Origin of the sequence: Vibrio sp. MM46, from assembly GCF_027587135.1 — a bacterium.
Lineage (GTDB): Bacteria > Pseudomonadota > Gammaproteobacteria > Enterobacterales > Vibrionaceae > Vibrio > Vibrio harveyi.
On the sequence record NZ_JAPPTO010000036.1, the window covers coordinates 1 to 25,646 of the forward strand.

At 40.1% G+C, this 25,646-nt stretch carries 33 protein-coding genes; 4 read left to right on the top strand and 29 right to left on the bottom strand.

The annotated features are described in order from the left end of the window. Window positions 1-115 precede the first annotated feature (115 nt). The 5 genes from OH459_RS25500 to OH459_RS25535 all read right to left on the bottom strand — a co-directional run bounded on the left by OH459_RS25500 (window position 116) and on the right by OH459_RS25535 (window position 3,005). Window positions 116-541, bottom strand: a complete 426-nt coding sequence (locus OH459_RS25500; protein WP_053053591.1) for a hypothetical protein — start codon at window positions 539-541, stop codon at window positions 116-118. Window positions 542-692: 151 nt separating this feature from the next. Next, window positions 693-1,211 carry a hypothetical protein gene (locus tag OH459_RS25510; protein ID WP_033907392.1) on the bottom strand — a complete coding sequence of 173 codons (519 nt, stop codon included), beginning with the start codon at window positions 1,209-1,211 and terminating at the stop codon, window positions 693-695. Between the two features lie 198 nt (window positions 1,212-1,409). Next, window positions 1,410-1,868 carry a hypothetical protein gene (locus OH459_RS25515; RefSeq protein ID WP_045384470.1) on the bottom strand — a complete coding sequence of 153 codons (459 nt, stop codon included), beginning with the start codon at window positions 1,866-1,868 and terminating at the stop codon, window positions 1,410-1,412. A gap of 147 nt (window positions 1,869-2,015) precedes the next feature. Further along, window positions 2,016-2,396, bottom strand: coding sequence for a GRAM domain-containing protein (locus OH459_RS25525; RefSeq protein ID WP_082245033.1), 381 nt, complete (start codon window positions 2,394-2,396; stop codon window positions 2,016-2,018). Window positions 2,397-2,624: 228 nt separating this feature from the next. Continuing rightward, window positions 2,625-3,005, bottom strand: a complete 381-nt coding sequence (locus tag OH459_RS25535) for a DUF4087 domain-containing protein (RefSeq protein WP_269989399.1) — start codon at window positions 3,003-3,005, stop codon at window positions 2,625-2,627. Between the two features lie 887 nt (window positions 3,006-3,892). On the opposite strand from OH459_RS25535, the gene OH459_RS25550 reads away from it, so the two are divergent. Beyond that, a complete protein-coding gene (locus tag OH459_RS25550) occupies window positions 3,893-4,042 on the top strand; it encodes a hypothetical protein (protein ID WP_086459347.1) in 150 nt (49 codons plus the stop codon). Between the two features lie 201 nt (window positions 4,043-4,243). Here OH459_RS25550 and OH459_RS25560 read toward each other — a convergent pair whose 3' ends face one another. The 9 genes from OH459_RS25560 to OH459_RS25645 form a co-directional block, all read right to left on the bottom strand. Next, window positions 4,244-4,744 carry an opioid growth factor receptor-related protein gene (locus OH459_RS25560; RefSeq protein ID WP_269989401.1) on the bottom strand — a complete coding sequence of 167 codons (501 nt, stop codon included), beginning with the start codon at window positions 4,742-4,744 and terminating at the stop codon, window positions 4,244-4,246. Between the two features lie 188 nt (window positions 4,745-4,932). Continuing rightward, the gene (locus tag OH459_RS25570; RefSeq protein ID WP_104048185.1) at window positions 4,933-5,628 is read right to left on the bottom strand and encodes a restriction endonuclease PLD domain-containing protein; all 696 of its coding nucleotides are present in this window, start codon (window positions 5,626-5,628) and stop codon (window positions 4,933-4,935) included. 165 nt (window positions 5,629-5,793) lie between these two features. After that, on the bottom strand, window positions 5,794-6,333 hold the full coding sequence (locus tag OH459_RS25580; protein ID WP_238929556.1) for a lysozyme inhibitor LprI family protein: 540 nt from the start codon (window positions 6,331-6,333) through the stop codon (window positions 5,794-5,796). A 1,357-nt stretch (window positions 6,334-7,690) separates the two neighbouring features. Further along, window positions 7,691-8,650, bottom strand: a complete 960-nt coding sequence (locus OH459_RS25600) for a hypothetical protein (protein WP_269989412.1) — start codon at window positions 8,648-8,650, stop codon at window positions 7,691-7,693. A gap of 134 nt (window positions 8,651-8,784) precedes the next feature. Then, complete coding sequence (locus OH459_RS25610; RefSeq protein WP_237285458.1) at window positions 8,785-9,216, bottom strand: hypothetical protein; 432 nt, start codon at window positions 9,214-9,216, stop codon at window positions 8,785-8,787. A 142-nt stretch (window positions 9,217-9,358) separates the two neighbouring features. Next, entirely contained in the window at window positions 9,359-10,165 is an 807-nt protein-coding gene (locus OH459_RS25620) for a GIY-YIG nuclease family protein (protein ID WP_130355323.1), read from the bottom strand. 707 nt (window positions 10,166-10,872) lie between these two features. Continuing rightward, on the bottom strand, window positions 10,873-11,571 hold the full coding sequence (locus OH459_RS25630; protein WP_191118274.1) for a hypothetical protein: 699 nt from the start codon (window positions 11,569-11,571) through the stop codon (window positions 10,873-10,875). 151 nt (window positions 11,572-11,722) lie between these two features. Next, window positions 11,723-12,061, bottom strand: coding sequence for a GFA family protein (locus tag OH459_RS25635; RefSeq protein WP_269989421.1), 339 nt, complete (start codon window positions 12,059-12,061; stop codon window positions 11,723-11,725). Window positions 12,062-12,211: 150 nt separating this feature from the next. Continuing rightward, entirely contained in the window at window positions 12,212-12,556 is a 345-nt protein-coding gene (locus tag OH459_RS25645) for an antibiotic biosynthesis monooxygenase family protein (RefSeq protein ID WP_269989423.1), read from the bottom strand. A gap of 341 nt (window positions 12,557-12,897) precedes the next feature. Between OH459_RS25645 and OH459_RS25655 the strand changes: the two genes are divergently transcribed. Then, window positions 12,898-13,833, top strand: a complete 936-nt coding sequence (locus tag OH459_RS25655; RefSeq protein WP_269989425.1) for a hypothetical protein — start codon at window positions 12,898-12,900, stop codon at window positions 13,831-13,833. 226 nt (window positions 13,834-14,059) lie between these two features. Here the strand turns inward: OH459_RS25655 and OH459_RS25665 are convergent, their stop codons facing one another. From OH459_RS25665 to OH459_RS25675, 3 genes are all read right to left on the bottom strand, one after another. Beyond that, a complete protein-coding gene (locus OH459_RS25665) occupies window positions 14,060-14,437 on the bottom strand; it encodes a VOC family protein (RefSeq protein ID WP_038887475.1) in 378 nt (125 codons plus the stop codon). A 160-nt stretch (window positions 14,438-14,597) separates the two neighbouring features. Beyond that, window positions 14,598-15,434, bottom strand: a complete 837-nt coding sequence (locus OH459_RS25670) for a hypothetical protein (RefSeq protein ID WP_269989430.1) — start codon at window positions 15,432-15,434, stop codon at window positions 14,598-14,600. A 172-nt stretch (window positions 15,435-15,606) separates the two neighbouring features. Beyond that, window positions 15,607-16,218 (bottom strand): hypothetical protein, encoded by a 612-nt coding sequence (locus OH459_RS25675; RefSeq protein ID WP_269989431.1) that lies wholly within the window; start codon window positions 16,216-16,218, stop codon window positions 15,607-15,609. 193 nt (window positions 16,219-16,411) lie between these two features. On the opposite strand from OH459_RS25675, the gene OH459_RS25685 reads away from it, so the two are divergent. Together OH459_RS25685 and OH459_RS25690 are read left to right on the top strand one after the other, a co-directional pair. Beyond that, a complete protein-coding gene (locus OH459_RS25685) occupies window positions 16,412-16,657 on the top strand; it encodes a type II toxin-antitoxin system CcdA family antitoxin (RefSeq protein WP_038140558.1) in 246 nt (81 codons plus the stop codon). Continuing rightward, window positions 16,657-16,974 carry a CcdB family protein gene (locus tag OH459_RS25690; RefSeq protein WP_095482530.1) on the top strand — a complete coding sequence of 106 codons (318 nt, stop codon included), beginning with the start codon at window positions 16,657-16,659 and terminating at the stop codon, window positions 16,972-16,974. The genes OH459_RS25685 and OH459_RS25690 overlap by 1 nt, the downstream gene beginning before the upstream one ends. A gap of 123 nt (window positions 16,975-17,097) precedes the next feature. Here the strand turns inward: OH459_RS25690 and OH459_RS25700 are convergent, their stop codons facing one another. The 12 genes from OH459_RS25700 to OH459_RS25800 form a co-directional block, all read right to left on the bottom strand. Then, a complete protein-coding gene (locus OH459_RS25700; RefSeq protein WP_025523617.1) occupies window positions 17,098-17,457 on the bottom strand; it encodes a hypothetical protein in 360 nt (119 codons plus the stop codon). Between the two features lie 674 nt (window positions 17,458-18,131). After that, complete coding sequence (locus OH459_RS25710; RefSeq protein WP_042765274.1) at window positions 18,132-18,500, bottom strand: hypothetical protein; 369 nt, start codon at window positions 18,498-18,500, stop codon at window positions 18,132-18,134. A 144-nt stretch (window positions 18,501-18,644) separates the two neighbouring features. After that, on the bottom strand, window positions 18,645-19,271 hold the full coding sequence (locus tag OH459_RS25715) for a hypothetical protein (protein WP_269989444.1): 627 nt from the start codon (window positions 19,269-19,271) through the stop codon (window positions 18,645-18,647). A gap of 745 nt (window positions 19,272-20,016) precedes the next feature. Next, window positions 20,017-20,544, bottom strand: a complete 528-nt coding sequence (locus OH459_RS25725; RefSeq protein WP_269989447.1) for a CbrC family protein — start codon at window positions 20,542-20,544, stop codon at window positions 20,017-20,019. A gap of 141 nt (window positions 20,545-20,685) precedes the next feature. Continuing rightward, window positions 20,686-21,189 (bottom strand): hypothetical protein, encoded by a 504-nt coding sequence (locus OH459_RS25735; RefSeq protein WP_269989448.1) that lies wholly within the window; start codon window positions 21,187-21,189, stop codon window positions 20,686-20,688. 164 nt (window positions 21,190-21,353) lie between these two features. Continuing rightward, complete coding sequence (locus OH459_RS25745) at window positions 21,354-22,223, bottom strand: hypothetical protein (RefSeq protein ID WP_269989455.1); 870 nt, start codon at window positions 22,221-22,223, stop codon at window positions 21,354-21,356. Between the two features lie 184 nt (window positions 22,224-22,407). Beyond that, on the bottom strand, window positions 22,408-22,776 hold the full coding sequence (locus OH459_RS25755) for a hypothetical protein (protein WP_269989457.1): 369 nt from the start codon (window positions 22,774-22,776) through the stop codon (window positions 22,408-22,410). Window positions 22,777-22,909: 133 nt separating this feature from the next. Next, a complete protein-coding gene (locus OH459_RS25765) occupies window positions 22,910-23,188 on the bottom strand; it encodes a hypothetical protein (RefSeq protein ID WP_169572383.1) in 279 nt (92 codons plus the stop codon). Between the two features lie 203 nt (window positions 23,189-23,391). Further along, complete coding sequence (locus OH459_RS25775; protein ID WP_258514428.1) at window positions 23,392-23,748, bottom strand: hypothetical protein; 357 nt, start codon at window positions 23,746-23,748, stop codon at window positions 23,392-23,394. A gap of 135 nt (window positions 23,749-23,883) precedes the next feature. Further along, entirely contained in the window at window positions 23,884-24,264 is a 381-nt protein-coding gene (locus OH459_RS25780; RefSeq protein WP_104411071.1) for a hypothetical protein, read from the bottom strand. Between the two features lie 695 nt (window positions 24,265-24,959). Next, window positions 24,960-25,247 (bottom strand): type II toxin-antitoxin system RelE/ParE family toxin, encoded by a 288-nt coding sequence (locus OH459_RS25795; RefSeq protein WP_005445239.1) that lies wholly within the window; start codon window positions 25,245-25,247, stop codon window positions 24,960-24,962. After that, window positions 25,244-25,525 carry a type II toxin-antitoxin system Phd/YefM family antitoxin gene (locus tag OH459_RS25800; RefSeq protein WP_000086647.1) on the bottom strand — a complete coding sequence of 94 codons (282 nt, stop codon included), beginning with the start codon at window positions 25,523-25,525 and terminating at the stop codon, window positions 25,244-25,246. The genes OH459_RS25795 and OH459_RS25800 overlap by 4 nt, the downstream gene beginning before the upstream one ends. Window positions 25,526-25,646: the final 121 nt, after the last annotated feature.

The following is a 25,646-nucleotide window of genomic DNA, read 5'->3' on the forward strand; positions in this document are numbered from 1 at the left end:
CGCTTAAGTGGTGAGCAACGCAATGAAATGTTTCCGCACACCACCTAAATCACTAAAATCAACGCATGATAAAAATGCCACGCGTTGCGAATCCGTCTTAAAGCGTTTGTTAGCACTACATGATTGATGCTACAGCCTTTTCCCACAGTTCATTTGCATTATCAACTCGGAAAAATACATCCTCTACACCACCGCCTGAACCATGAGAAATTTCCCATTTTGAAACTATTGGAGACATACCGAGTAATGCACCTCCATCTGCTACATATCGCTTGTTCTTGTCATAAACACCATACGAGTAGGACAAACTAGGATGTGATGATTGGCTTTCTAAATCACGGGTTGGAACAACTGACACCATCAATGTATGACTACCACCACACTCGGAGTGAGCACATGGGAAAGTAACTTTAAAATCTGGCTTCCAGTTATCAATAGCAACAGGGTTATACCACCATTGCCAACCCGCCAAATCAAAAAAAGAAGCCCAAATAGCTTCTAGTTCAGTATCGAATTCCAAACCGTCGTAAATCGTTATCATATGAACTCCTAAATTAACCTTGTAGTGCTAACGCCCAATTAAGGTGTGAAGCACGCATCCACAACACTCAATTTGAACACTTTAATCACTAAACTTAACCCAAACCGAAAATGCCAAGCGTGCTGAATCACTCTTAAATTGTTTGTTATGTTTATTTAGTAGTTAAGTAGTTTATGATCTTAGGGTCTCTAAACATTGCTGAAACTGCATTCGCCAATGAGTAATTACTTGCATGTTGAACACCAAGTGCGCTTTCACCAAATGCAGTATAAGTTGCTTTATATTGACCTTCCGTTTCTACAGAAACGACTGTTTCACAACCCATAGAAAAAGATCCAGATTGATCACAACTAAATTTATCCACCGATATATTCAACTGCTTGGTTGCTATTGGAGAAATGATAGCTTTACGTTTTATTAGTTCTTTCTCAGCCACTGCAATTACGGTATCAGTCAACTCTTTCTTCGAGCCTGTGAAGGCGACAGTTTTTAGATCGACCAAGAGTAAAGTGTCATCATTCTTTTGTTCATTAACGATAGATACTGAATCATTAACATTAAATTCAATGAATGGTTGAATTTCCGTAACATCCACTTTCGGATCTAGCGGGACTGTCGCGCAACCAACTAGCGCAATTGATGCAAATGTGAAAATAAGTTTATTTTTCATACATTAAGCCTAATTAATAATAATATTATATGATACAGCACACGTTGAAATTATCAAAAACATAACGCCGCGTTAAGTAGTGAGCAACGCCATCTACCCAACCTAAACTATTGCACCTTAAACACTTAACCCAATTTAGAATGCAAAATGCCAAGCGTTGGGAATCTGCCTTAAACGCCTTGTTATGTGTAATTTTGACTATAAATCCAAAAATGCATTCGAATTCAGATTTATGCGGTCAATTTTGTATTCTGAGTCTACTTTAGAAAGAACGAACGTAAACAAACCCGCACCATTTTCAAATTTTGCTTCAACTGTAAATATCGCTATTTCTTTACTTTCACCACTAGTAGCAACAGAAGATTTAGATTTGACAAAGGTTGGGGAGTCGAAGGATTTTAAACCACCTATTTTAGATAGATACTCTATTACTTTTTGACCTTCATCACTATTTAACGCTGAACGCCCTTCAATACTAAATAGATGTTCAAACTGCGATATTTCCCATGTTGAAATTAAAGGCACGCTTTCTTCAATAAATGGAGTCGCTTCAGCAGTGACCTCACTTGTTTGAGAGGCAGCCCAAAACAGTAGCCCCCCAATTAAAACAACAGTTAAAGCAACTAGTATCGCAAAAACTTTAAAAAACTTTTTCATAAAACCTCTTTATTACACATAACGCCCTGTTAAGGTGGTATGCGCAATACCGAAGCTAACGCATACCACCTTAAACACTAAAACCAACGCATAGTAAAAATGCCACGCGTTGCGAATCACTCTTGAACAGTTTGTTATACATTTAATCTAAGATCTTGTATTTTTCTCAATCAAGTACAAGAATTGCTTGTATTTTTCAGTTGCAAAAGAGACGGATTCTTCGTCAGTATAAACACAAAATACTTGTCCAATTAACGAGATGGTGGCAGCCAGAGGATTACACTGTTCAACTTCAACGATATCATTCAAGAGAGTCGAATATATTGGTCTGTATTCATAAGAATCATTATCCCATTCTGCAAAAATCACTTGCTGGTCAGTTAAAATTAAAGCACCTGAATATGCATATAACCCTTCCGTGAACATAGACTCAGAATAAACCAAAATAGACTCATTGCTTGAAACTAAATCTCTTTCCAACAACTCTATGTATTTAGAGGTTTCTACAGGTCCAAAACCAGATTTCATTGGTCCTCGATTCGAACAACCAACCAAAGACAAAATACATATCAAAAACATCCTTTTTTTAAACATCTCGAAGCTCCCTTTCTAATTTTTCGAGTTGATGTATAACGCCTTGTTAAGGGGTGAGCAACGCAATACCGAAGCCGCCGCATACCACCTTAGTCACTAAAACTAACGCATAGTAAAAGTGCCACGCGTTGCGAATCCCTCTTGAACAATTTGTTAGGCGAATTACTTAAAAGGAAGTGGAATATCTTTCGTTATGGATATGTCCTCTAAACACTGCTTCAAAGGTAACTGCTTGGATTTATAGATTGTTGTAATCGAATTTTTCTCTTGGTCTACGTCCACTGTTAAACAAGCACAACTAAAACCATAGTTTCGATTTGTTCTAACAAATTCATTTTCATTTGCAGTCGCTTGATAAAGCAGTTCCATCGATTTATCGTCCAATGCATTTGAAGTACCTTGGACTGATATATCCCACGAGCCATCGCGATCAATCAACCACATATTGGCAGGAGAAGGGTTTTCAAGCCATCCACATCGAGTCTCTTCTGCCGTCGCTGTTAATACAGAAAACATCCCCAAAATAACAATCAAAAATCTCATTACTTACTCCATTCGCCTAACGCCCTGCTAAGGGGTGAGCAACGCAATACCGAAGCCGCCGCGTACCACCTTAATCACTAAATTCAACGCATAGTAAAAATGCCACGCGTTGCGAATCCCTCTTGAGCAGTTTGTTAGTCGCGAGGCACCGAGCGACAATTTTAAGCCGAACTAAACTTTGCAAACAACAAACTTTATGTGCTTTGATGCATTTAAGTTAGGCGTGGTCTCAAAGCGGCTACTCAATGAAACCACTTGGAACATAAAACGCCGTAGAAAACGGACTGACAACACCAAAAAGCGCTTTTTGGAAAACCAATCTCACAGTGCGGAGTTTCAACAAAGTCACTGAAACCACGTGGAACTTACAACACCAGAGAAGACGACTTTTCAGCGAGTAGATCTGCTTTTGAACCAACAAACTCACCGGACAGGGTTGCAACCAAGAACAGACGCTCGATTGCCCTATTCTGTCAGCGCCAAAGAACAAAAAAAACGCTTGGACGCTTGCAAAACTTTGGATTTGAAACAGCCTGAAACTGAGTTTTGACCATCGATGAAGAGCCTGTATAGCAAACAATCATCAGCCAAATTTTAAGCTTAGAAACATGATTTTGACTGCAAGCTTTTTCTGGCGACTAACGCCCTGTTAAGGTGTGAGCAACGCAATACCGATGCCTCCGCATACCACCTTAAACACTAAAACTAACGCATAGTAAAAATGCCACGCGTTGCGAATCACTCTTAAACAGTTTGTTATGCGGTTGCTCGCAAAGTTTAATTTTACCTTACTTTGAGATGAAATAAGCAACCAAGCACACACTTTAAAACTGTTCTCAGAAGTAAAATACGGGCACCAATACTGGTGATAGATAGGAAGTACGTTTATGGCAGTAAAACACACACCCACTGGAGTCGTTCATAAAGGCAAAAAAGGAGGTACTACTGGTTGTGGCTTTGACACCAAGAAAGAAGCATCTCATTGGAGCGACTCACACAGTAAAATTACATGTGACAAAAACGGCTGTAAGAACTAAGTAGTAGTTGTTTAATTGGGCTAGGATTCAAGCTCTAGCCCCTTATCACCCTCTGCCGTATAACGCCCTGTTAAGGGGTGAGCAACGCAATACCAAAGCCGCTGCAAACCACCTTAATCACTAAAACCAACGCATAGTGAAAATGCCACGCGTTGCGAATCCCTCTTGAACAGTTTGTTAGTGCGCTTTTTCAGCGATCACCTAACCTTTGAGCGCGTTACGCCAATACTCGACCGTTTTATCTGAAACCATGCCGGTTTCTCTGGCTGCAACCACTAGAAAGTTACACAAGTTAGCCGCTATCTGCTCATTACCGAGTATATACAAACTACGAATTGCTCGGGTCAGGCGGAGTTGGTTGTGGTCATGACTTTTAAGCCAGACGTGATTAGCAGGACTTAGTTCCAGTAATGAATAAATTTCACACCCATCTCGCTGCAATCCCCAAAAATCAAGTAAAAGGTCGAGTGCTTTTAAGTGAGCAATGCGCAATTCTTCTGAGTTAGCAAAAGCCTCTCGATCTGCTTTAGTTACCAAAGGAGCATGTTGATTGAACTTAGTACCCTCATCAATCGGGAAAAGAACTTGAATATACTTATGATCATGCTCTAGCCAGAAGTGGTTGTAAGCTAACAACTGCTCTACATTACGACCAAATTTATCTGGAGCTTTACCAGATATGAAACGAGCAATTTCACTCATTTTAAATCCTGCTAATTGTAATTTTTATCTTTGCGCACTAACGCCCTGTTAAGGTGTGAGCAACGCAATACCGATGCCGCCGCACACCACCTTAATCACTTAAACCAACGCATGGTAAAAATGCCACGCGTTGCGAATCACTCTTAAACAGATTGTTATATGATTATACAGAAGCCTCAAAGTCTATTTTACTTATGTAAACCACTATGCCAATTTTCTTCCTGCGTTCTTGCCTGTTCTAAAGCCTCTATTTTTTCACTTTTTTCTATAGACTCTTCAAGCACAGGAAGATCATATATTTTCCATTTCACTTTATCCTTAACATTTGAGACTTCTTGATTTTCTATCTTGTGCAACAAGCAATCGACTTCATTTTTATAGGATTGGAGCAGCTCATTACCTTCTCCTCCTAACATAAGTAAGTCGAATTCTATTCTAGACTTGGGAGCCAAACCAGGTTCTGTTAAATTGGAACTACCCATAGTACCAGCAACCCCAACAAACTCTCCATCTTCATTCTTTTGTTGCATTAATGAAAATTTCGCATGAAAGTCTGTAATACCTCGAACAGTTAATCGTTTAGCTTGAGATATAGTGAGAAGCCCGTGAGGCAACAAAGTCTCATGATGCTCTAATATTTTTTCTCCTTTAGAATTTTTCGGCTCGTAAAGAATTCCAATATATATATCCACTGTTAATTCTTCATTTCTTTCCAAGGCTTCTTTAAGCTTTTTATAAATATTTACAACCGAATCATTTTGACTAATGTATCCAGTTGCGATAATTAACTTAGAGCCTTTACTAGCAATAACTTGACTTAATGCAGATTGATAGGAAACATTTGTGAATCTGCTTATAAATGTATTTTGAATTTTAACGCTCATTATAAACTCCCTTAATTTTCGGTTTTTACACTCGGATCATATAACGCCCTGTTAAGGTGTGAGCAACGCAATACCGATGCCTCCGCATACCACCTTAAACACAAAACCTAACGCATAGTAAAAATGCCACGCGTTGCGAATCACTCTTAAACAGTTTGTTAGGGCTCAGTTACCCAGCGATACTAGTTCGTCTAGCTCACTCTGCAAGCGAGCAGTTCGTTCAAAAACTAAAGTTTCGAGTTCCGAGTAATATATCAATGGGTATATAGAGCCCCCTTTGTACATATCAGCTACTGATCTCGCATGGGCTTCGATATACTCGTTCCACTTTACCTGTGCAGACCCGTATGCTTCGGTGCGGTCACTATCTAGCTTACTCATTAATTGAGCGTAAACCTCGTTCATTTTAACTAATGAACGATTATAACTATCCGAAGCCATTTGGTTCATTTCAGTTTGAGTAATATGCTCAGTGCTACTCGTCTGCATATGAGAAACCGATTTAGTGTTTAAATCTAAAACATGACTCTGCACCGCACTACTTTTTTCTGTGAGCATAGAAGCAAACTGATTTAAGCCTGAGATATCTAAACCTTGCTCACTCATTTTTTTATGTATATCTAGAACTTTTTGATGCTTATCCAAAATTTCTAATTCAGGCTTTGATTCGATTTTTCGCTTTATAAGATAACCAATGCCCGTCATGAGAGCTCCTAGTAAAACGAAGCCCAACTTTTCTATCATTTCATTCATTTACACCGAATCATCCTATGAGCCCTAACGCCCTGTTAAGGTGTGAGCAACGCAATACCACAGCCGCCGCATGCCACCTTAAACACTAAAACCAACGCATAGTAAAAATGCCACGCGTTGCGAATCACTCTTAAACAGATTGTTAGTCGCGAGGCACCGAGCGACAATTTTAAGCCGAACTAAACTTTGCGAACAACAAACTTTATGTGCTTTGATGCACTTAAGTCAGGCGTAGTCGCAAAGCAGCTATTCTATGAAACCACTTGGAACAAACAACGCCGCAGAAAACGGACTGACAACACCAAAAAGCGTTTTTGGAAAGCCAATCTCACAGTGCGGACTTTCAACAAAGTCACTGAAACCACGTGGAACTTACAACACCAGAGAAAACGTCCTTTCAGCAAGTAAATAAGCTTTTAAACCAACAAACTCACCGAGCAAATTTGCAACCAAAAACAGATTTTCGATTGCCCCACCCTATCACCACCAAAGAACGAAACAACCGCTTGGGAAATAGCAATGCATTGACTTAGAACCGATGAAACTGAGCTTTGACCGTCGAAGATGGAACTATGAATCAAACAACCAGTAGCCAAGTTTTGAGCTTAGAAACATGATTTTGACTGCTAGCTTTTTCTGGCGACTAACGCCTTGCTAAGGTGTGAGTAACGCAATACAAAAGCTACCGCACAGCGCCTTAATCACCATAAGCCACCGCAAAGTAAAAATGCCACGCGTTACGAATCACTCTTAAGCAATTTGTTAGTACATGCGCTACTTCTATTTATGCGCTCCAAGATATTGAAAACTTGCATGATATGAAAGGCTTTGAACACTGAAGTGAGACGGGCAGCTACAAAACTTTACACCGATTAAGAGAGGAAAGTTGGCTAGAAGAAAAACGCACTGAGCCACCCTACTTTTACTGGCTTCAAATTAGAAAAGGATTCTTTCCTCGTACTTCAACAGCCACACCAAAAATAATCAAGGTTCTCTCAAAAGCCACCACGAGAATGAAGAAGCGCCAAAGAAATAGGCTAATAGTTAGAAACCGTAAACGGTGAAATCAAAGCAAACACTCCGCATATAGTGCCACCGGAAAGAAAGTGAAAGGTACAAACTGAAAGGTGTAAAGACGAACGCCAAAATAGATAAACACCAAAACTTATGACCTTTAATGTCAAACCCGTACTAACGCCCTGTTAAGGTGTGAGCAACGCAATACCTAAGCCACCGCATACCACCTTAAACACTAAACGCAACGCATAGTAAAAATGCCACGCGTTGCGAATCACTCTTAAACAGATTGTTAAGCTTCATGAACTAGACGTTTACACAATAGTTCATTCCCCTTGCCTGTAACGTAGATAACAGCTTGATTTCGTGAGTTAACTAACGAATTCAAAAGGATCGTATCATACTTGTCCTTGCTAAATTTATTAGACGAGACGTCGAAGTCGGCTAACGTACCCGCCAAATAGTCAGGAATTCGAATTAACTCATCAAAATAATTTTTCCCAGACTTCTCCGGCTCAGGAAATATAAACTGAGGAGTATCCAACATTAGCACTGAATTCTCTGTCCTCTCAAAGTGCTCAGAGTAACCTTGTAAAAATAAAAAGTATGCTAGGTCAAAGACAAAGCTATCATATCTTTCAAGTAGAGCATCTCGGTCAGAAACCCATTGAATATATTTAGTTTTTTTAGCTATGGTTAAAATTTCAAACACAACACTAGCAAATGCAGAAACTATATAAATTTGACGCGCAAGTTTTGAATTGAAATTTTTCTTTGAAAAATCAGATTCAAAAGCCTTAACCCTTTTCATAACTCCGTCAATATAACCGCCTTGAAATGTTGAGTTGCTTGCGATGTCTGATATGACACTTCGAAATGCAGGCAAGAATGACAACATATTTTCGTCTGTAGCATAGTCCCGAAGTAAGTTAGATTTTCGATCAATTACAAAAGTAAAAGAAAAACTTACAGGTGAGTTTATATATTGTAAAAATTCGACCGAGACCGTCCTAGTTGACTTGATATCCCTAGGTGCAAAGTGGTTGATGTATTCTTTGATGTTCTCCAGCTTGTCGTGATGCAACAAAACTGTAAACGACACCGTGTCATTTTGCTTAGTTTTGTCTCCGAAGCAATAGTCCGAAATAACATACCACGCAGCTCCATCCGGCATTGTGTCTAACCAGTTAGTCAGATCATATTTTGCTGACTGATTTACAGTTTTCTTTAAAGGAATCAACAGTTCTAACATATATCCTCGATGAAGCTTAACGCCTTGTTAAGGTGTGAGGCACGCAATACCGAAGCTTCCGCATACCACCTTAACCACTAAACCCGACGCATGGTAAAAATGCCACGCGTGCCGAATCACTCTTAAACAATTTGTTAGCAGGACATTACGCAAGTAGCCGATGCTTCATTGACATAACTATAACCTTCGATAGTGACTGTAATCTGCTCTAAACCAAAAACTGACTCTGACGTTATCACTATAGGGAAGTTTAGTTTTATCAGGTCATTATGATTGGGCTTCGTAATGCCAAACCAAAAGCCTACGGTTTTGCCATTTACGAACATATTAGGTTGAGAATATTCGACTTCAGCTAATCCGTAATGAATGAAACCAATAAACTCATTACCATTCGCATCGACGAATTTCGCCCTGACAATGATGTTAGAGTTGGGGTCTAGAGCATCATCTTGGCTAGCTTGACAAATGACAGTGTCATCATGACTATCATCTTTCCATGAGGCAAACTGCCATACTGCATAATCTTGTATATCTTGGGGAGTTATTTCCCATATTTGCTTAACCATGTTACTCCTGTACTGCTAACGCCCTGTTAAGGGGTGAGCAACGCAATACCAATGCCGCCGCATACCACCTTAAACACTAAAACCAACGCATAGTAAAAATGCCACGCGTTGCGAATCCCTCTTGAACAGTTTGTTATATGGTTTATGAGGCATTATACCCAAACTTTACAGTCTGGAGTTTTGATTTCCATAAACTCTCACGCTGAATGACCTGCTCAGGAGTCAGAGATGAAGATAGAACTTCAAGAATTGTAAACTTAAAGTGTTTTTCAAAATAGTCGCGAGTATTTATGGCATAAAGCTCTTTTAGTTCTTTATTATTTCCGTGGTAGCCGTAAATATAGTCAGACCAACGACCCCAGATACCATTAGCTCCGTAAGCGGAACCAACATAGTGCTTTCCTGTTTTAGTATCAGTTAGCAAGTAAACACCAAAAACACTACTTAACGCCACTTTCCAGTCATTGAGTTCATTTTTTATAACTATGCTCATTACTTCAAAACTATGGTTAACGTCATCATAAGATTTAAAGCGCTCTCCCTGATATGAATGTTGTGAAAGCGACGATACTTTTGAGTGTGAGAAAATATAATCAGGCGTGAAGACCGTACCCCTCGTATTATCGCCTTGGTAATCAATTGTCAGGCGACCAATAAGTTCAGAAAACTGACTGCTTAACTTTACCTCATAGTTCTTTGAGTCACGGCTAGTAATATCAAAAATGCCACCAAACAAAAATTTAGAGCCAGATATTTGGGCAAAGCTTACTATTTTGTCTTTAACAAAACGTTCCTTTTTCGTCCCTCTATAAACTTGCCAACCAGCCCACTCTTCATGACTTCTAGCCAACACGTCAATAGGACGAGTTCCACCTGGCTCTTGTTTTGCCAGATGAAATCGGTATTCAGAGTTATTATTTAACTCTGAGAAAATTAAACCCAAATCCATAAATACCTCTGAACTTGAAAAACCATATAACGCCCAATTAAGTTGTGAGCAACGCTGCCACTACACTCAAACACTTCACCGTAATCACTAAACCAATTGAAACCGAAAGCGCCGAGCGTTGCGAATCAGCTTGAATTGTTTGTTAGGCAAATTTTCTGCGTACTCACTAACTTGGTTTGAAAACAGAATACCTTAAACACGATAAGCAACCAATCACCCACTGATTTTTTGTGATTCAAGAACCACTGAAGGCACTATGTTACAGCCTCATTTTCAACGTTCACGAAACACAGTCTTTCAACGACAAAGTAGCTTTTGAACCTGAGAAACTCAAAGCTGCGAAATGACAGCAATAACGAAAGCTTCGACTAACTTGCCCTTTCCACACTTTAAGCCAGTGAAGCTCAACACCAACCAACACTGAAACCCAATGAGGCAACCCACGAACTTTGGCATGTTTTACGGTTGGAGAGGTTCGAGAATTTGAGCCGACAATGCTGAATTGCCGACTTTGAGAAACGGAGTAACGGAGTGCCTGAGGGAGCAAGAAGATTAGAACAAAGAACTTTTCAGCCCTTTGCCTAACGCCCTGTTAAGGTGTGAGCAACGCAATACCCAAGCTCCTGCATGCCACCTTAAACACCAAACGCAACGCATAGTAAAAATGCCACGCGTTGCGAATCACTCTTAAACAGTTTGTTAGTACACTATATTTCGTCTAACTCAAATTTCATTCGCTGTTTCAATGCCTCACGTGCTTTTAATGCCTGGGTTCCACTTATAGCAACTTGATCCTGAAATGGCTTAACTAAACTATTATCGAGAATATATTCACGCGTCCCCATAAACTTGAGCATTGCAACAGAGTCTTCATATGATTGTTTGATTTGTTCAGAAAGGTCGTCAAGAAGAGTATCTAGCTCTGGAGTTGCGATTAAACGAATACTGTTTGACTCAGTATTAACCTTAAGTTGCTCTTCATTAAGTTCATTAAACAAGAGCATCATCTCGTGATTAAAATCCAATAGGCTTTGATTTGCAGTGTCCTGACATCCTGAAATTTGCCCAGCTAACAAACGGCGTAGCATTGGAGGGAAGCGTTCCCCAAATACTGAATTGCACTTAGAGTTAAACTCATCGATTAACCTAAAGTACTTAGAGAACTGAGCTCGTTTATCTTCGTATTTGAATTTACGCTTTTCTATATCGAGTTGGTGTTGTTTTTTGACACTTTCTAGTTCCTGAGAATGCGTAGCGACGATCTGTTGCTTTAGAGCCTCCAATGTCGAAATGTCCTCTTTGAGAGCTTTATTAGCACCTTTTGCTTTTGTATAAGCTGTAAGGTAAAGCGACAGTGCTCCAATTAGAAATGCTAAAACATGGCTAAAAATTAGCGATATATCCATCAAATATTGAACCTTTTCATAGTGTACTAACGCCCAATTAAGTTGTGAGCAACGCTGCCATAGACCTAAACCATTGCGCCTTACTCACTAAAGCTGATTCAAACTTAAAATGCCGAGCGTTGCGAATCAGCTTGAATTGCTTGTTAGGTGATTAGTACGATGCACCATTGATCTTCCGAACTGGGATACCAGAAAGCACTTCATGTTCAGCCATTCTCATATTAACAGCTAAGATATCTTCGGAACATTTCTGTGTCGTTACGTAATGCGTTAAACAACCACATGAGTTGCAGCGATGAAATTCTACTTCTTTGTCACCCCAACAATAGAAAATCGTTTTCTCATTCATACTGATTTGAACTTGGTCTGGAGAAAAGTACGCCCAAGCCGCAGCATAGCGACGACAAATAGAACAGTTACACTCTCCCACTTCTTTAGGAAGCGAACTCAACACCAAGCTAACGTTTCCGCAGTGACACTTTAATTCCATTCGATAATTCCCTGTATTCACCTAACGCCCTGTTAAGGGGTGAGCAACGCAATACCCAAGCCGCTGCATACCGCCTTAATCACTTAAACAAACGCATAGTGAAAATGCCACGCGTTGCGAATCCCTCTTGAACAGTTTGTTATGTGAATTTTAGCCGTGTGCGTCGATACTATCTTTTGGGGCTTCAGAACGTATGTCCATGCCATAGTCTCTGATGACACCCGCAACTCTGAGTCTGTAGCTTTCAAAAACACCACTACGACCTTTTAATTGAGCAAATCGATGAGATTCTAGATTGCGCCACTCTTGAATTGCTTCTTCGTCACGCCAAAATGACAAAGATAGAACCTTGCTGTCATTTGTTAGACTTTGGAAACGCTCGATTGAGATAAAACCATCAATATCTGATAGCAGCGGTTTTAGTTCACTTGCAATATCTAGATATTCAGAAGTTTTACCCCCAGCTACCTGTACTTCAAAAATTACTGCGATCATAACTCACCAGACTACGACTAACATATTCGAGCATTTTACCGAATTGGAGCTGCTGTAAATATGAGTTGTAGCAAGAAGTTAGAGATTAGATTCTGTGATTTTTCGCCATTCACATAACGCCCTGTTAAGGTGTGAGCAACGCAATACCGATGCCGCCGCATACCGCCTTAAACACTAAACGCAACGCATAACAAAAATGCCAAGCGTTGCGAATCAGTCTTAAACAGTTTGTTATGTGTATTGGTTGATATAAATCATATCAATTTTATTACCGAGATGAGTAGAATGCCGCTCCTTTTATTCGCAGAACAAGTAGAAGACTCAAGGCAGCTCTATTCACCATGAAAAGAAACATAATCACAATTGCTTTTATCGCATCATTAACTGGTTGTATGGCAACACAACAAGCAACCAAATCAGCAATAACACCGACTAACAGCGTTAGCTCACAACCAGCTACAACGTGTGTGTATGAAAGTATGCCAGGAGCTGAGTTTTCGTACACTGGCGAGTCCAAGTACTTCTCCCTTTACTTTGAAGACGATCAAGGTTATCTCGGTAGAAGTAATATTGGAGAAACGCTAAAAGGTAAAAAGTTTAAATTCTCTGGAAATTTAAAACCTGACCATAAAGCGTTTAATAAGTATCCCAAAGTATTAAACATCCAAGGTAAGGACTATTCATTTGATAGTAATGTTTCAACTGCTGTTATGTTTGAAGGTTGCTCTACCGCCCTATGGTTCAAAGGACATGTTAACTACAACGCATTGATAGAAAAAAAAGGCTTTGAAAAAACTAATGCCTCGCCCTTTGATGCCAATGACTTAGCCTACGCGTATGGCACAGAAAATGTGAAGGAAGCCAGCTACGAACCAATAATCACAACAGATGAATTTGCAGATTCCTCTACGATTAAAACTGAATATCAAGATCGAATACTCCTACGTACATGGTCTAATGGCAAGCTGACTAGGACACCCAAAGTATTCCAAGTATACGCTGATCTGCTATTTCTAAATGATTGGGGGCACATCCGCACTGCTCGCACGAAAGATGGAAAAGTGCATGAGTTAACCAGAATTGATACCGATGTTGACTGTAGTGGAAGCTTTGGTTGCTCTTTGACTGAAACTGTCGGCGTAACATTGCCTCTTTCAATGCTAGAGAAAAACCCTAATGGGTTTGAAATTAAATTTTATGGGACTAGAGAGCAAGTAGTCTCCATCAGTAGCTACCATGTCAAAACCCTCCTCGCAGGAATTAGTCAAATTAAGTAAATCCTAGCTTTACTGTATTGAGCAGACCGAGATTAAGGTCTGCTCAGACACATAACGCCCTGTTAAGGTGTGAGCAACGCAATACCGAAGCCACCGCATACCACCTTAACCACTAAACCTAACGCATAGTAAAAATGCCACGCGTTGCGAATCACTCTTGAACAGTTTGTTATGTTGAAACTCAGCACGTGTTTTACATTAAACTTTTACCGCATTTTCAACTACATCAAGACTTCCAGGTGTCAAAGACAGCCTCAATATTATGACCATCTGGATCATGAACGAAGCAGGCATAATAGTTCTCGGTATAGTGAGGTCGCGGTCCTGGAGCTCCGTTGTCTCGTGCTCCAGCTAAAATAGCTGAGTCATAAAACTCTCGAACCTTTTGCTGACTCGCCACACGAAAGGCAATATGAAAGCTCGTTAAAGCCCCCTCAGTCTTAGCACTACAGATCTCGAATAAGAAGCCCTTACCGAGGTCGAAAGCCCAAAATTTACCTTTTTCACCAAATGCAATTTTGTACCCTAGTGGACTAAAAGCTTCTTCATAAAACTTCCGGCTTCTTTCTAAATCACTAACGGGAATTGTAACGTGATCAATCATGTATATACCTAAGATATTGTGTGGAAGAAGAGATTAGCTGAATACCTGTGGGCTTTGAAGCCCTATTCAACATAACGCCGCATTAAGGTGTGAGCGGCGCTTGGCTATACTTGAGCGAAGCGAAACTGCCAAGCGTTGCGAATCACTCTTAAATGCTTTGTTAGCAGTTTTGTGGTTGAAGACCGTATCTTTCTCCAACAATACATACAGCATCGTAAAAAGACATTGTTTCAATACCATTTTCACGGTCTAAAAAAACCACATGTCCTTGTCGATGATTACCTTCATTTGGGAAGTCGTCCATTTGGGCATCAACATCTACCGCACCAAGAAATTCCCCTAGAATTGAGACCGCAACAACAAAACCATCTTGATGCTGCATGAGCGTAACTGTCGAGCATGACTTTAGCTCACCAATTTCTTTAAACATTAGATAATCGCCAATGTCTTTCTCTTCATGCTGAAACCTGTCGATAAAACGAAGTCGGCTAGAGGACAACACTTTTTCTTGGTTTTTTGGCTCTATGTTTACTAAATCTTGTAAAGACGTAATATCGGCATTGTTTTTAAAAATGTCGCCATAAACGTAATAACCCGCAGCTAAAGCGACTTTAGCAACAAACAATAATGGTGGAATAATATCTACTTTAAGTTGGATCTCACCTTTTTTACCCGCAAGTGAGGATGTATCGACAGTTGTTTTGGTTTTGGGACACCAATACTCCGTTTCTCCTGGTGCATTGAAACTAATCTGAAGAGGTTGTTTTTCATCACCAACTTTTACATTTTTCCAAACTGGTTGTGCTAATTTACCACTGTGCCCTTTAACCTGAGCATTTTTTCTGTCTAGAGCAATAAATGGATCATTTGACACTTTCCCATCTATTTTGGAACCAACTTTTTTATTTATCTCTTTTCCAACAGGAATTTCAAAACCATCCATTCCTCCCATAGATAAAGGAATTATATGCTCTCTACTAATATCAGCACTACTCATGAGCTGATTACTATAAATACAATAGACTGCCAATCTAACCTCCTGCGTAAACTGCTAACGCCCTGTTAAGGTGTGAGCAACGCAATACCGACGCCACCGCATACCACCTTAATCACTTAAACCAACGCATAGTAAAAATGCCACGCGTTGCGAATCACTCTTAAACAGTTTGTTATGCCTTTACTACCTTTAGATCTCGGTGTACTTCTTGCGAGTCAAACAAGAACTGCGCAAAGTAAATTTCTAGATGACGTTGCAGCATTTCGTACGCGAGGTATCCGAATGCCACCAAGCTAACCAATAATAGCGAAACGTAGTCAGTAAGAGACGAATAATCTATAAACTGGGAAAGAATAGCTGGAGACATAGCAACAAAAGCCATTAAGAAATACATGACCATATAAAAATAGGTTAAGAACACTCTTTTTCGTTGAGACTCGTATTTTGGCTTAAATTTTAGCTTGGGATACTTAAGCTCATTAAACGGAATAAAGTACTTTCTACCTTTAACATAACATTTTAAAGACTTAACTGGGTTTTCGAGGCTTATAGCAAATTCAATTTCCGCAGAACTTACGTAACTACTACCTGCGATCGTGTAAAAGCCAAGGTCTTTTGCGTAAGGATGTAAAGTGTCGACCTCAGATAGAAAAGCTCTAGCATGTTGATACTCCGCTATCATTGCCGAGCAGCGTGTAAACTTGAATTTTAGTACACCAATCAAAGTTGCAATAATCGCTACCACTGCACTACAAACCTTTAAAATCGTGAGAATATCTTCCATTTTTTCTCCTGAGGCATAACGCCTTGTTAAGGTGTGAGGCACGCAATACCGATGCCACCGCATACCACCTTAACCACTAAAATCAACGCATAGTAAAAATGCCACGCGTGCCGAATCACTCTTGAACAATTTGTTATATGCCTAGCTTTCACCTATACTCAATGCGCACCATCAATACGCATAGGATTACTTTATGAGAAACACATATAGCACACATGCACCTAAAAAGGCTACAAACCTTAGCCTAAACAGTGAGTTACTTGCCGAAGCTAAGCGCCTAAACATCAACCTATCAGCAACAATGGAAAAGGCTTTGGAAAAGGAAGTAAAACAACAATTGAAAGCCGAATGGCTAGAACAAAATGCCGAAGCTATTGAAGCTTGTAACGACTTAACTGCAAAACACGGACTATTTTCCGATTCATACCGAGTATTCTAATGGCACAATTTACGCTTTATAAAAACAACGATAAGAGCACCGCAAGCGCTTACCCATATTTTGTCGATGTCCAAAGCGAGTTGCTAGATTCACTGAATACTCGCTTGGTGATTCCCTTAACTCCTATCGAGCTGTTAGAGAAAAAAGCCCCTAGCCACCTGTGCCCTACGATCCATATTGATGAAGGTGACTTTGTGATTCTTACTCAACAAATGGCTAGTGTACCAACTAAAATCCTTACGACCCCAGTCAATGAGCTAAGCACGTTTAGAAACGAAATTATTGCTGCTATCGACTTTTTGATTACTGGTATATAACGCCCTGTTAAGGGGTGAGCAGCGCAATACTGAAGCTGCCGCATACCACCTTAATCACTTAAACCAACGCACAGTAAAAATGCCACGCGTTGCGAATCCCTCTTGAACAGTTTGTTAGGTGAATTATCGCGCACCCAACTCCTTTAGTTCCCTTGCACTTTTTAGAACAGGTTGAAGATAGTTCTCTAACACTAAAAACCATTGCGGCTCAGACAACTTACCATCAGAGCCAACTTCTAAGGGAGGTACCCAATCTTTGTGCCGATTAAAAAGATCTGGGATTGAATCACTAACATTCGACAATTGATTTTGGTTAAAACCATTGCAAATCAGCTCATCTACGTCAAACAAAGCACGCTCGTATATTGAAACTATCTTGGCATCTTTATGATTTAGTTGAAGATGAGCAATTAAAAGCGTCAAACGTCCTTTTAAGTCATTTAGCTGCATCAATCTATCAGTATTTGTGTAGTGATATTCCATTAATTCACCTAACGCCTTGCTAAGGTGTGAGTAACGCAATACAAAAGCTACCGCACAGCGCCTTAATCACCATAAGCCACCGCAAAGTAAAAATGCCACGCGTTACGAATCACTCTTAAGCAATTTGTTAGTACATGCGCTACTTCTATTTATGCGCTCCAAGATATTGAAAACTTGCATGATATGAAAGGCTTTGAACACTGAAGTGAGACGGGCAGCTACAAAACTTTACACCGATTAAGAGAGGAAAGTTGGCTAGAAGAAAAACGCACTGAACTGTCCTACTTTCACTAGCTTCAAATTAGAAAAGGATTCTTTCCTCGTACTTCAACAGCCACACCAAAAGTAACCAAGGTTCTCTCAAAAGCCACCACGAAAATGAAGAAGCGCCAAAGGAATAGGCTAAGAGTTAGAAGCCGTAAACGGTGAAATCAAAGCGAACACTCCGCATATAGTGCCACCGGAAAGAACGTGAAAGGCACTAACTAAAAGGTGTAAATACGAACGCCAAAATAGATAAACACCAAAACTTATGACCTTTGATGTCAAACCCGTACTAACGCCCTGTTAAGGGGTGAGCAATGCAATACCGAAGCCGCTGCATACCACCTTAATCACTTAAACCAACGCACAGTAAAAGTGCCACGCGTTGCGAATCCCTCTTGAACAGTTTGTTATGTGCGTTGCTCAAATTCATACTCTGTAAGGCACCACTGCTTTGGGCTTGACCAACTGATTTCTTTGAATGATGTTCTTAGTTCACCGCTCAATAAAAGTTGCTTCATAAAATGGCTAGGTGAAATATAAGCTTTATCGTCGTAAGCAAACACAAAACCCTGCTTATTGAGCCCAAGCATTATCTGTTTAGTTTCTTCTGATTCAAGCCCACCATTGAGATAAAGTTCATCAATACGACCATCTGTATCGCCATCTCGGCTGTTCTTGCTTAACTTTATTGAAGTCTTATCTATGGCAACAACGTGAGGCGGAGGGACATCTCCTGATTGACCAAACTCAACTTTGTACGGAGGCTGTTTTATCATTTTATCTCCAAGCACATAACGCCCAATTAAGGGGTGAACAACGCCTCCACCCAAACCTAAAGTATTGTGCCATAGACACTAAAACCGAAGTAGAAGCAAAAGTGCCAAACGTTGTGAATCCCTCTTAAATTGCTTGTTATGCAATTACTCCCACTCAACCACGGAACCAAATAAGCAATGAAGAAACAATGCGCCTTCGTCGTTTAAGTAGTAATTAGGAGTAGAAGAACCGGCTAATGTAGGTACAGATACAATTACAAGTCCATGAGATGCTAGGGCATGACCAACAGGTCTAGCTACTTGCCTTTCATTCTGCTCTTTGAGTAACTTCAGCTGATAACAATTTAAGCTGTTAACCGCAGATGAAAACTGCATAAAGTGTTCATAATTAACAGCACCACGCACGTAAGCAGAGAAAACTGTCCCTATTAATGAAGGCTTTTCAATATCATCTGATGCGTTCAGCAACAGCAATAAGTTATCATTAACTCTAGCTTGATGTTCGGAGTCTTCAGATAACTTTCGAAAGAACTCATCCCTTTCAACTGTAGATACTTCACCGAGGTGGAATACGAACTTTTGTAGCTTTTTAATGAAATAGTAATCGCTAATGCTACATCCGAAGTTTTTGAGTTTTACTAACAACCCTAATAGAGGAATATTTCCGAGCAACTCATCACTAATCTGCGTGTCTAAAAAGGCTTCTGTTAAGTCTAAAGCAGCATCAACACCATCTTTTCTGTTGATTGTTTTAATTAGCTCATTACCCACTTTCTTCTCCAATTGCATAACGCCGCGTTAAGTGGTGAGCAACGCAGACCACTAAACCTAAATCATTGTGCCGTAAACACTAAAGCTGAATCAAACCGAAAATACTAAGCGTTGGGAATCCGTCTTAAACGCTTTGTTATACGAACTTTCCCGATTGAATCATTGGATTAAATTAAAGTTTAGGAATCTGGCTATTTCCCTTGAAGGCAATGACTTACCCCCAACCCAATGCATGTCCTTTTCTCACCATCAACCATGTGAAAAGCATCGATACCAGTAAAGTTGACACGAAAGTAAATTTAACTCCCCCAACTAGCGCTGCCACCATAAGACCTGCTGCTGTACGATAACCCGCACTTCATACCCTGACATATTGCGAGATTTACAGGACACACAAGCCACAATGTAGGAAGCTATCATTGACACTCCAAAGATCAAAAACTCAATATGATTTGGCGTGTCCACATAATCTTTAAACAGATACCACATAATTATTGTCACCTATCTTTTAGCACCAAATGCTCTAGAACCTAAAATATTTATCTTGGATTGAGGATCAGATACTTATTTGAGTGAGCATACTTGGAGCCCTGCCTGATACCTGCGTCGGCACGGATTCGTATAACGCCCTGTTAAGGTGTGAGCAACGCAATACCGAAGCCACCGCATACCACCTTAAACACTAAAACCAACGCATAGTAAAAATGCCACGCGTTGCGAATCACTCTTAAACAGTTTGTTAGCTTTACGCAAAGTCCAGCGAATAAGTAAATATGCCACATGATCTACACTTGAACTTGTAGATTGCAGGATTCCCACCTTTTTCATAGTAAGTGACTATTTGGTGCCATTCATTACTACCTATTAGCTGATCGTTTAGTAAAGCCTCTAATTCAGCGTCTTTTACCTGTAATAGATCAGACTTCTCTGCATCTCCATGAAATTCGCAAGCATCGCCACAGTGCGATAACCACACTTCTTGCTGCCATGAAATATAGCTTGGAGTTCTTTCACAAACTTCTTTTACCACAGACTTATCAAGTCCAGCTTTCATCAATGGATGTGGGTCAGCAAACTCTCCGTCGAATTTCTTCGCCGCCGAGCCATCAGAAATGCACCAAGGACAAATAGTTTCTACGTCATGTTCAGAGTAAATAGTAGAAGTTGCCCTGTAGCCACGACTGACACGACAACATTCACAATTTTCATCTGTAACTTCTACAGCACCCGTATTTATAGGATCTGGATGATACTTAAATGTTGGTAATTCCATTGTACCTCCGAGTAAAGCTAACGCCCTGTTAAGGGGTGAGCAACGCAATACCGAAGCCGCCGCATACCACCTTAAACACATAAACCAACGCAAAATGAAAATGCCACGCGTTGCGAATCCCTCTTGAACAGTTTGTTATGCCTACTTGTTTAGACAATTCCAAAGAGCTACAAGCCAATCAGGCAAAGACACAATAGCTCGAATAATGTCACCAATTATCGGAGCACAGCCTATAACACCCAATACAACTGACAAAACCGCTAAATAGGTAGCTAAGCGGACTGTAGAGTCAGGATGCTTCCTTGCCGCAAGCATCGTTTTAATCCATAGCGGTAGCCGGCTCTTTTTTACTTCTAACTCAATACTCTCATTCTTGTTAACTTCTATTATTTCTCTATACCATTGGCTTATGATCAAAGTTTGTTCGTTAGAGTTAATGGTCCTTGTTTTCCGTTCATTGTAGCTTTTACGGAAATTTTCATCGCCAAACATAAATTCTACCCACACTTTTCGACCACTAACGGGGTTTTTAATGCGAATAATTTCCTTATGTGGGTAGTCGAAGCCTACCCCCCAAATATAAGGCGCACCAATATCTTCAATTTTTGATGCTCTCACAATTAATTTATAGTTTTCTTTAGTCATTACTATTATCTGAAAATTTGACTTGTAGGCATAACGCCCTGTTAAGGTGTGAGCAACGCAATACCGAAGCTGCCGCATACCACCTTAAACACTAAAACTAACGCATAGTAAAAATGCCACGCGTTGCGAATCACTCTTAAACAGTTTGTTATGCGGTTTTTTGCTTACGACAAGATGGCTAAATTACTTTCCATTCCAAAGTCAACTGGTTCGAATGTTTGAACTTGATCATTATAATCAAAACGAAGATTTGCCATATCTAAAGAGCCAGTTTGAACCTTGTACTCTAAAGCTAACCTAACACTAATAAAATGATTGGATTGAATACTATCCATCGAAAATTTCATGATGTTTTCTAATACATCGAAAACAAGAACTGTTTCTCTCACTAGCACTTCATAGTCTCGAGCATATGGTTCAACAATGCCTGCATGCTCTATTAGTCGCGTCTCATGCTCGGACAGGGTTAAACCTAAACCGACTGTAGTCCGAACTTTACCTATAGCGTCATTCCAAGTCTTAACAGACAACCGTGGATTAATCTCTCCACCTTTTTCAAACTTAAATAATACCTCAGTACATACATCTAAGCTCTTGATCAGAGAGCCTCTCAGCTCATCACGAACTCTAGGCTGAAACATATCAAACGAACCATATAAAGTATCGTGGAGATCTCTAATACTCTTTTGCAACTTGATATTTGATTGTTTAGCCATGTATTTTTCAAACTCTTCTAGGTGCTTGAAGTAATTAGTAAATACATTTTGTTCGCTAGTGAGCTTCATCTGAGCTATTGCTAATTTGGAGCGATGGTTTGCTGCTACAAAAGCAGCCCAAGTTCCACAAACTGCAAGTAGGGTCAATGGCACTCGAAAAACGACTATTGCAAAATTAAAACCCTCATATGTTAAGTTCCACTGCAAATGAGATTTAACAGAAATGACGATAGTTATTACAATAGAAAGCACTATTAATAGAGCTACTGGAATATAGAATGTGGGTTCTCGAAACAACACTGGCGTCTTTGTAGACATAGCAATCAAACTCTAGCTTAAACAACAAGTTATTCTATCACGAATTCAAGAAATCCACGCAACCGCATAACGCCCTGTTAAGGGGTGAGCAACGCAATACAAGAGCCGCTGCATACCGCCTTAAACACTAAAACCAACGCATAGTGAAAATGCCACGCGTTGCGAATCCCTCTTGAACAGTTTGTTATGTGCGTTGCTCAAATTCATACTCTGTAAGGCACCATTGCTTTGTGCTTGACCAACTGATTTCTATGAATGATGTTCTGAGGTCGCCGCTCAATAAAAGTTGCTTCATAAAATGGCTAGGTGAAATATAAGCTTTATCATCGTAAGCAAACACAAAACCCTGCTTATTGAGCCCAAGCATTATCTGTTTAGTTTCTTCTGATTCAAGCCCACTACTGAGATGAAGTTCATCAATACAACCATCTGTATCACCATCTCGGTTGTTCTTGCTTAACTTTATTGAGGTCTTATCTATGGCAACAACGTGCGCCGGAGGCACATCTCCTGATTGCCCAAAATCAACTTTGTAAGGAGGCTGTTTTATCATTTTATCTCCAAGCACATAACGCCCTGTTAAGGGGTGAGCAACGCAATACGAAAGCTGCCGCATACCACCTTAATCACTAAAACCAACGCATAGTAAAAGTGCCACGCGTTGCGAATCCCTCTTGAACAGTTTGTTAGGCGACATTTCTACGTTTAACTTCTTTCTCATACGAAGATTCGTTGTATAGCCAAATAGCCCAAAATGCGAAAAACATCCCGATCGTGTAAATTGAGTAATTAAGAGCATTATCCGATAAGAAAATCGTAATGCTTACCGCATCAGAAGATGGATAAAGGAAAATAACATTAAAAATCATGTACAAAATGGCTGTGACGAAAGTGGTTCTGAAAAGCCAATTTAAACATCCTTTCTTTCGCGATTTTTGCCAATTATCAAATGCTTTACCATTCATTGATCCACTCCTTTTCAATTAACTGAAGCTAGATTCACGCCAAGATACTATCACTACTCTATCGTTTATCTCATGTCGCCTAACGCCCTGTTAAGGGGTGAGCAACGCAATACCGAAGTCACCGCACACCACCTTAATCACTAAAATCAACGCATAGTGAAAATGCCACGCGTTGCGAATCCCTCTTGAACAGTTTGTTAGTACTAAAATTCCTCGCGAGTATCACGCTCTTCATATTCTGGGAAATCCATTTCGATGAAGCCGTCATCATTGAGGACAAACAATACGCTTTCATGTTCGATATCAGCTTCATTCATATCAGAGCAACCACGATAGACTTCCCAATCGTATGAATAATCGAGTTGATATTGATTACAGCCCACAAAAGAAATCTTTTCGACTTCTATGCCATTAACATTGTGAGCCATATGATCTATATGAGATAGATCTGGGATAAGTTTCTGTTCAAAGTCACTTTTGTTTTCAGATAAAAATCTAGTTAACTCTTCGCACAAGTGAGCGCCGTTAACTAAGGGTTGAGATGAACTAGAAAAGAACATTTTCAAATACTCCGAAGCCTAATTTTATTTTGGTACTAACGCCGCATTAAGGTGTGAGCAGCGCTTGGCTATACTTGAGCGAAGCGAAACTGCCAAGCGTTGCGAATCACTCTTAAATGCTTTGTTATGTACGTACTATAAATTCGTGATGAGCTGTTTTAGCTTTGCGACTTCTCTACCGTGTTCTGTAAGTTCACGACCACCCTCGCAGTTATGGCACTTCTCTCTGCTCTCTTTAGTTAGAAAAAGCTCATATGTATCTTTGGCTTCTTCATTTCCTAAACCGATATCCAAACATGTTTGCTCAAACTCAGCAAAAGACGGCTTACCAGCTTCTTCCCAAGCTCTCCTCACGTCAGAGTATTTGCTATCAATATCATCTGCCCAATCACCGTACTTGCCAATAAAACGAGCTCGAGCAAAACTAATAGTAGAACCACTTCCCGTACAAACTGAACAAACTTTGGTACGTTCTTGTGATTCAATCTCTTCAATTAACATATTGATAAAACTCAAATTTACCTCCTAGTACATAACGCCTTGCTAAGGTGTGAGTAACGCAATACAAAAGCTACCGCACAGCGCCTTAATCACCATAAGCCACCGCAAAGTAAAAATGCCACGCGTTACGAATCACTCTTAAGCAATTTGTTAGTACATGCGCTACTTCTATTTATGCGCTCCAAGATATTGAAAACTTGCATGATATGAAAGGCTTTGAACACTGAAGTGAGACGGGCAGCTACAAAACTTTACACCGATTAAGAGAGGAAAGTTGGCTAGAAGAAAAACGCACTGAGCCACCCTACTTTTACTGGCTTCAAATTAGAAAAGGATTCTTTCCTCGTACTTCAACAGCCACACCAAAAATAATCAAGGTTCTCTCAAAAGCCACCACGAGAATGAAGAAGCGCCAAAGAAATAGGCTAATAGTTAGAAACCGTAAACGGTGAAATCAAAGCAAACACTCCGCATATAGTGCCACCGGAAAGAAAGTGAAAGGTACAAACTGAAAGGTGTAAAGACGAACGCCAAAATAGATAAACACCAAAACTTATGACCTTTAATGTCAAACCCGTACTAACGCTCTGTTAAGGTGTGAGCAACGCAATACTGATGCTTCCGCATGCCACCTTAAACACTAAACGCAACGCATAGCAAAAATGCCAAGCGTTGCGAATCACTCTTAAACAGTTTGTTATAACACAGTTTTACACGTCATCTTCCGATAAAATTTGACGGCAATTACGAACTGTTAGTACGCGGATTTCGTGACTTAAACTGTAGATAATACGATAGTGACCAAAGATGATTTCGCGATAGTTCGTGTGGGGCATTTCAGGAACAAACCGCCCCATTTCAGGCATACTTCCAAGGAGTTCAGTTTTGTCAAAAACTTCGTTTACCCACCTCTCTGCCGCAGGTGGATTATCCAAAGAAATAAACTCCGCTGCATCACCCAGTTTCTGAAGTGCTAATGGAGACCAGACTACTTTCATTTCTTAATGCGCCCAAGTACTTGAGCACGCGCATCATCATTGGAAACACCGAGACCAGAAGCTAACTGAGCTTCTGCTGTGCGCATTTCTTCCAGTAATTCGATTTTCTCTTGCATTGCTTCATACTCAGCAACATCGAGAACAACAGCAACACCTTTGCCACGTTGCGTAATAACCAATGGACGACGAGTCTCATTGATTTGTTTGATGTATGAAGCTACACCGGCACGAAACTCAGATAAAGGCTGAATATCTTGATCGAAATGAATACGACTCATATTGAACTCCCATTAGTACAGAATAACGTACAAATAATAGTTCAACTAATCCTTTTGAGCAAGAAGTTGATTCTGTGTTATAACGCCGCATTAAGGTGTGAGCAACGCTACCACGAAACCT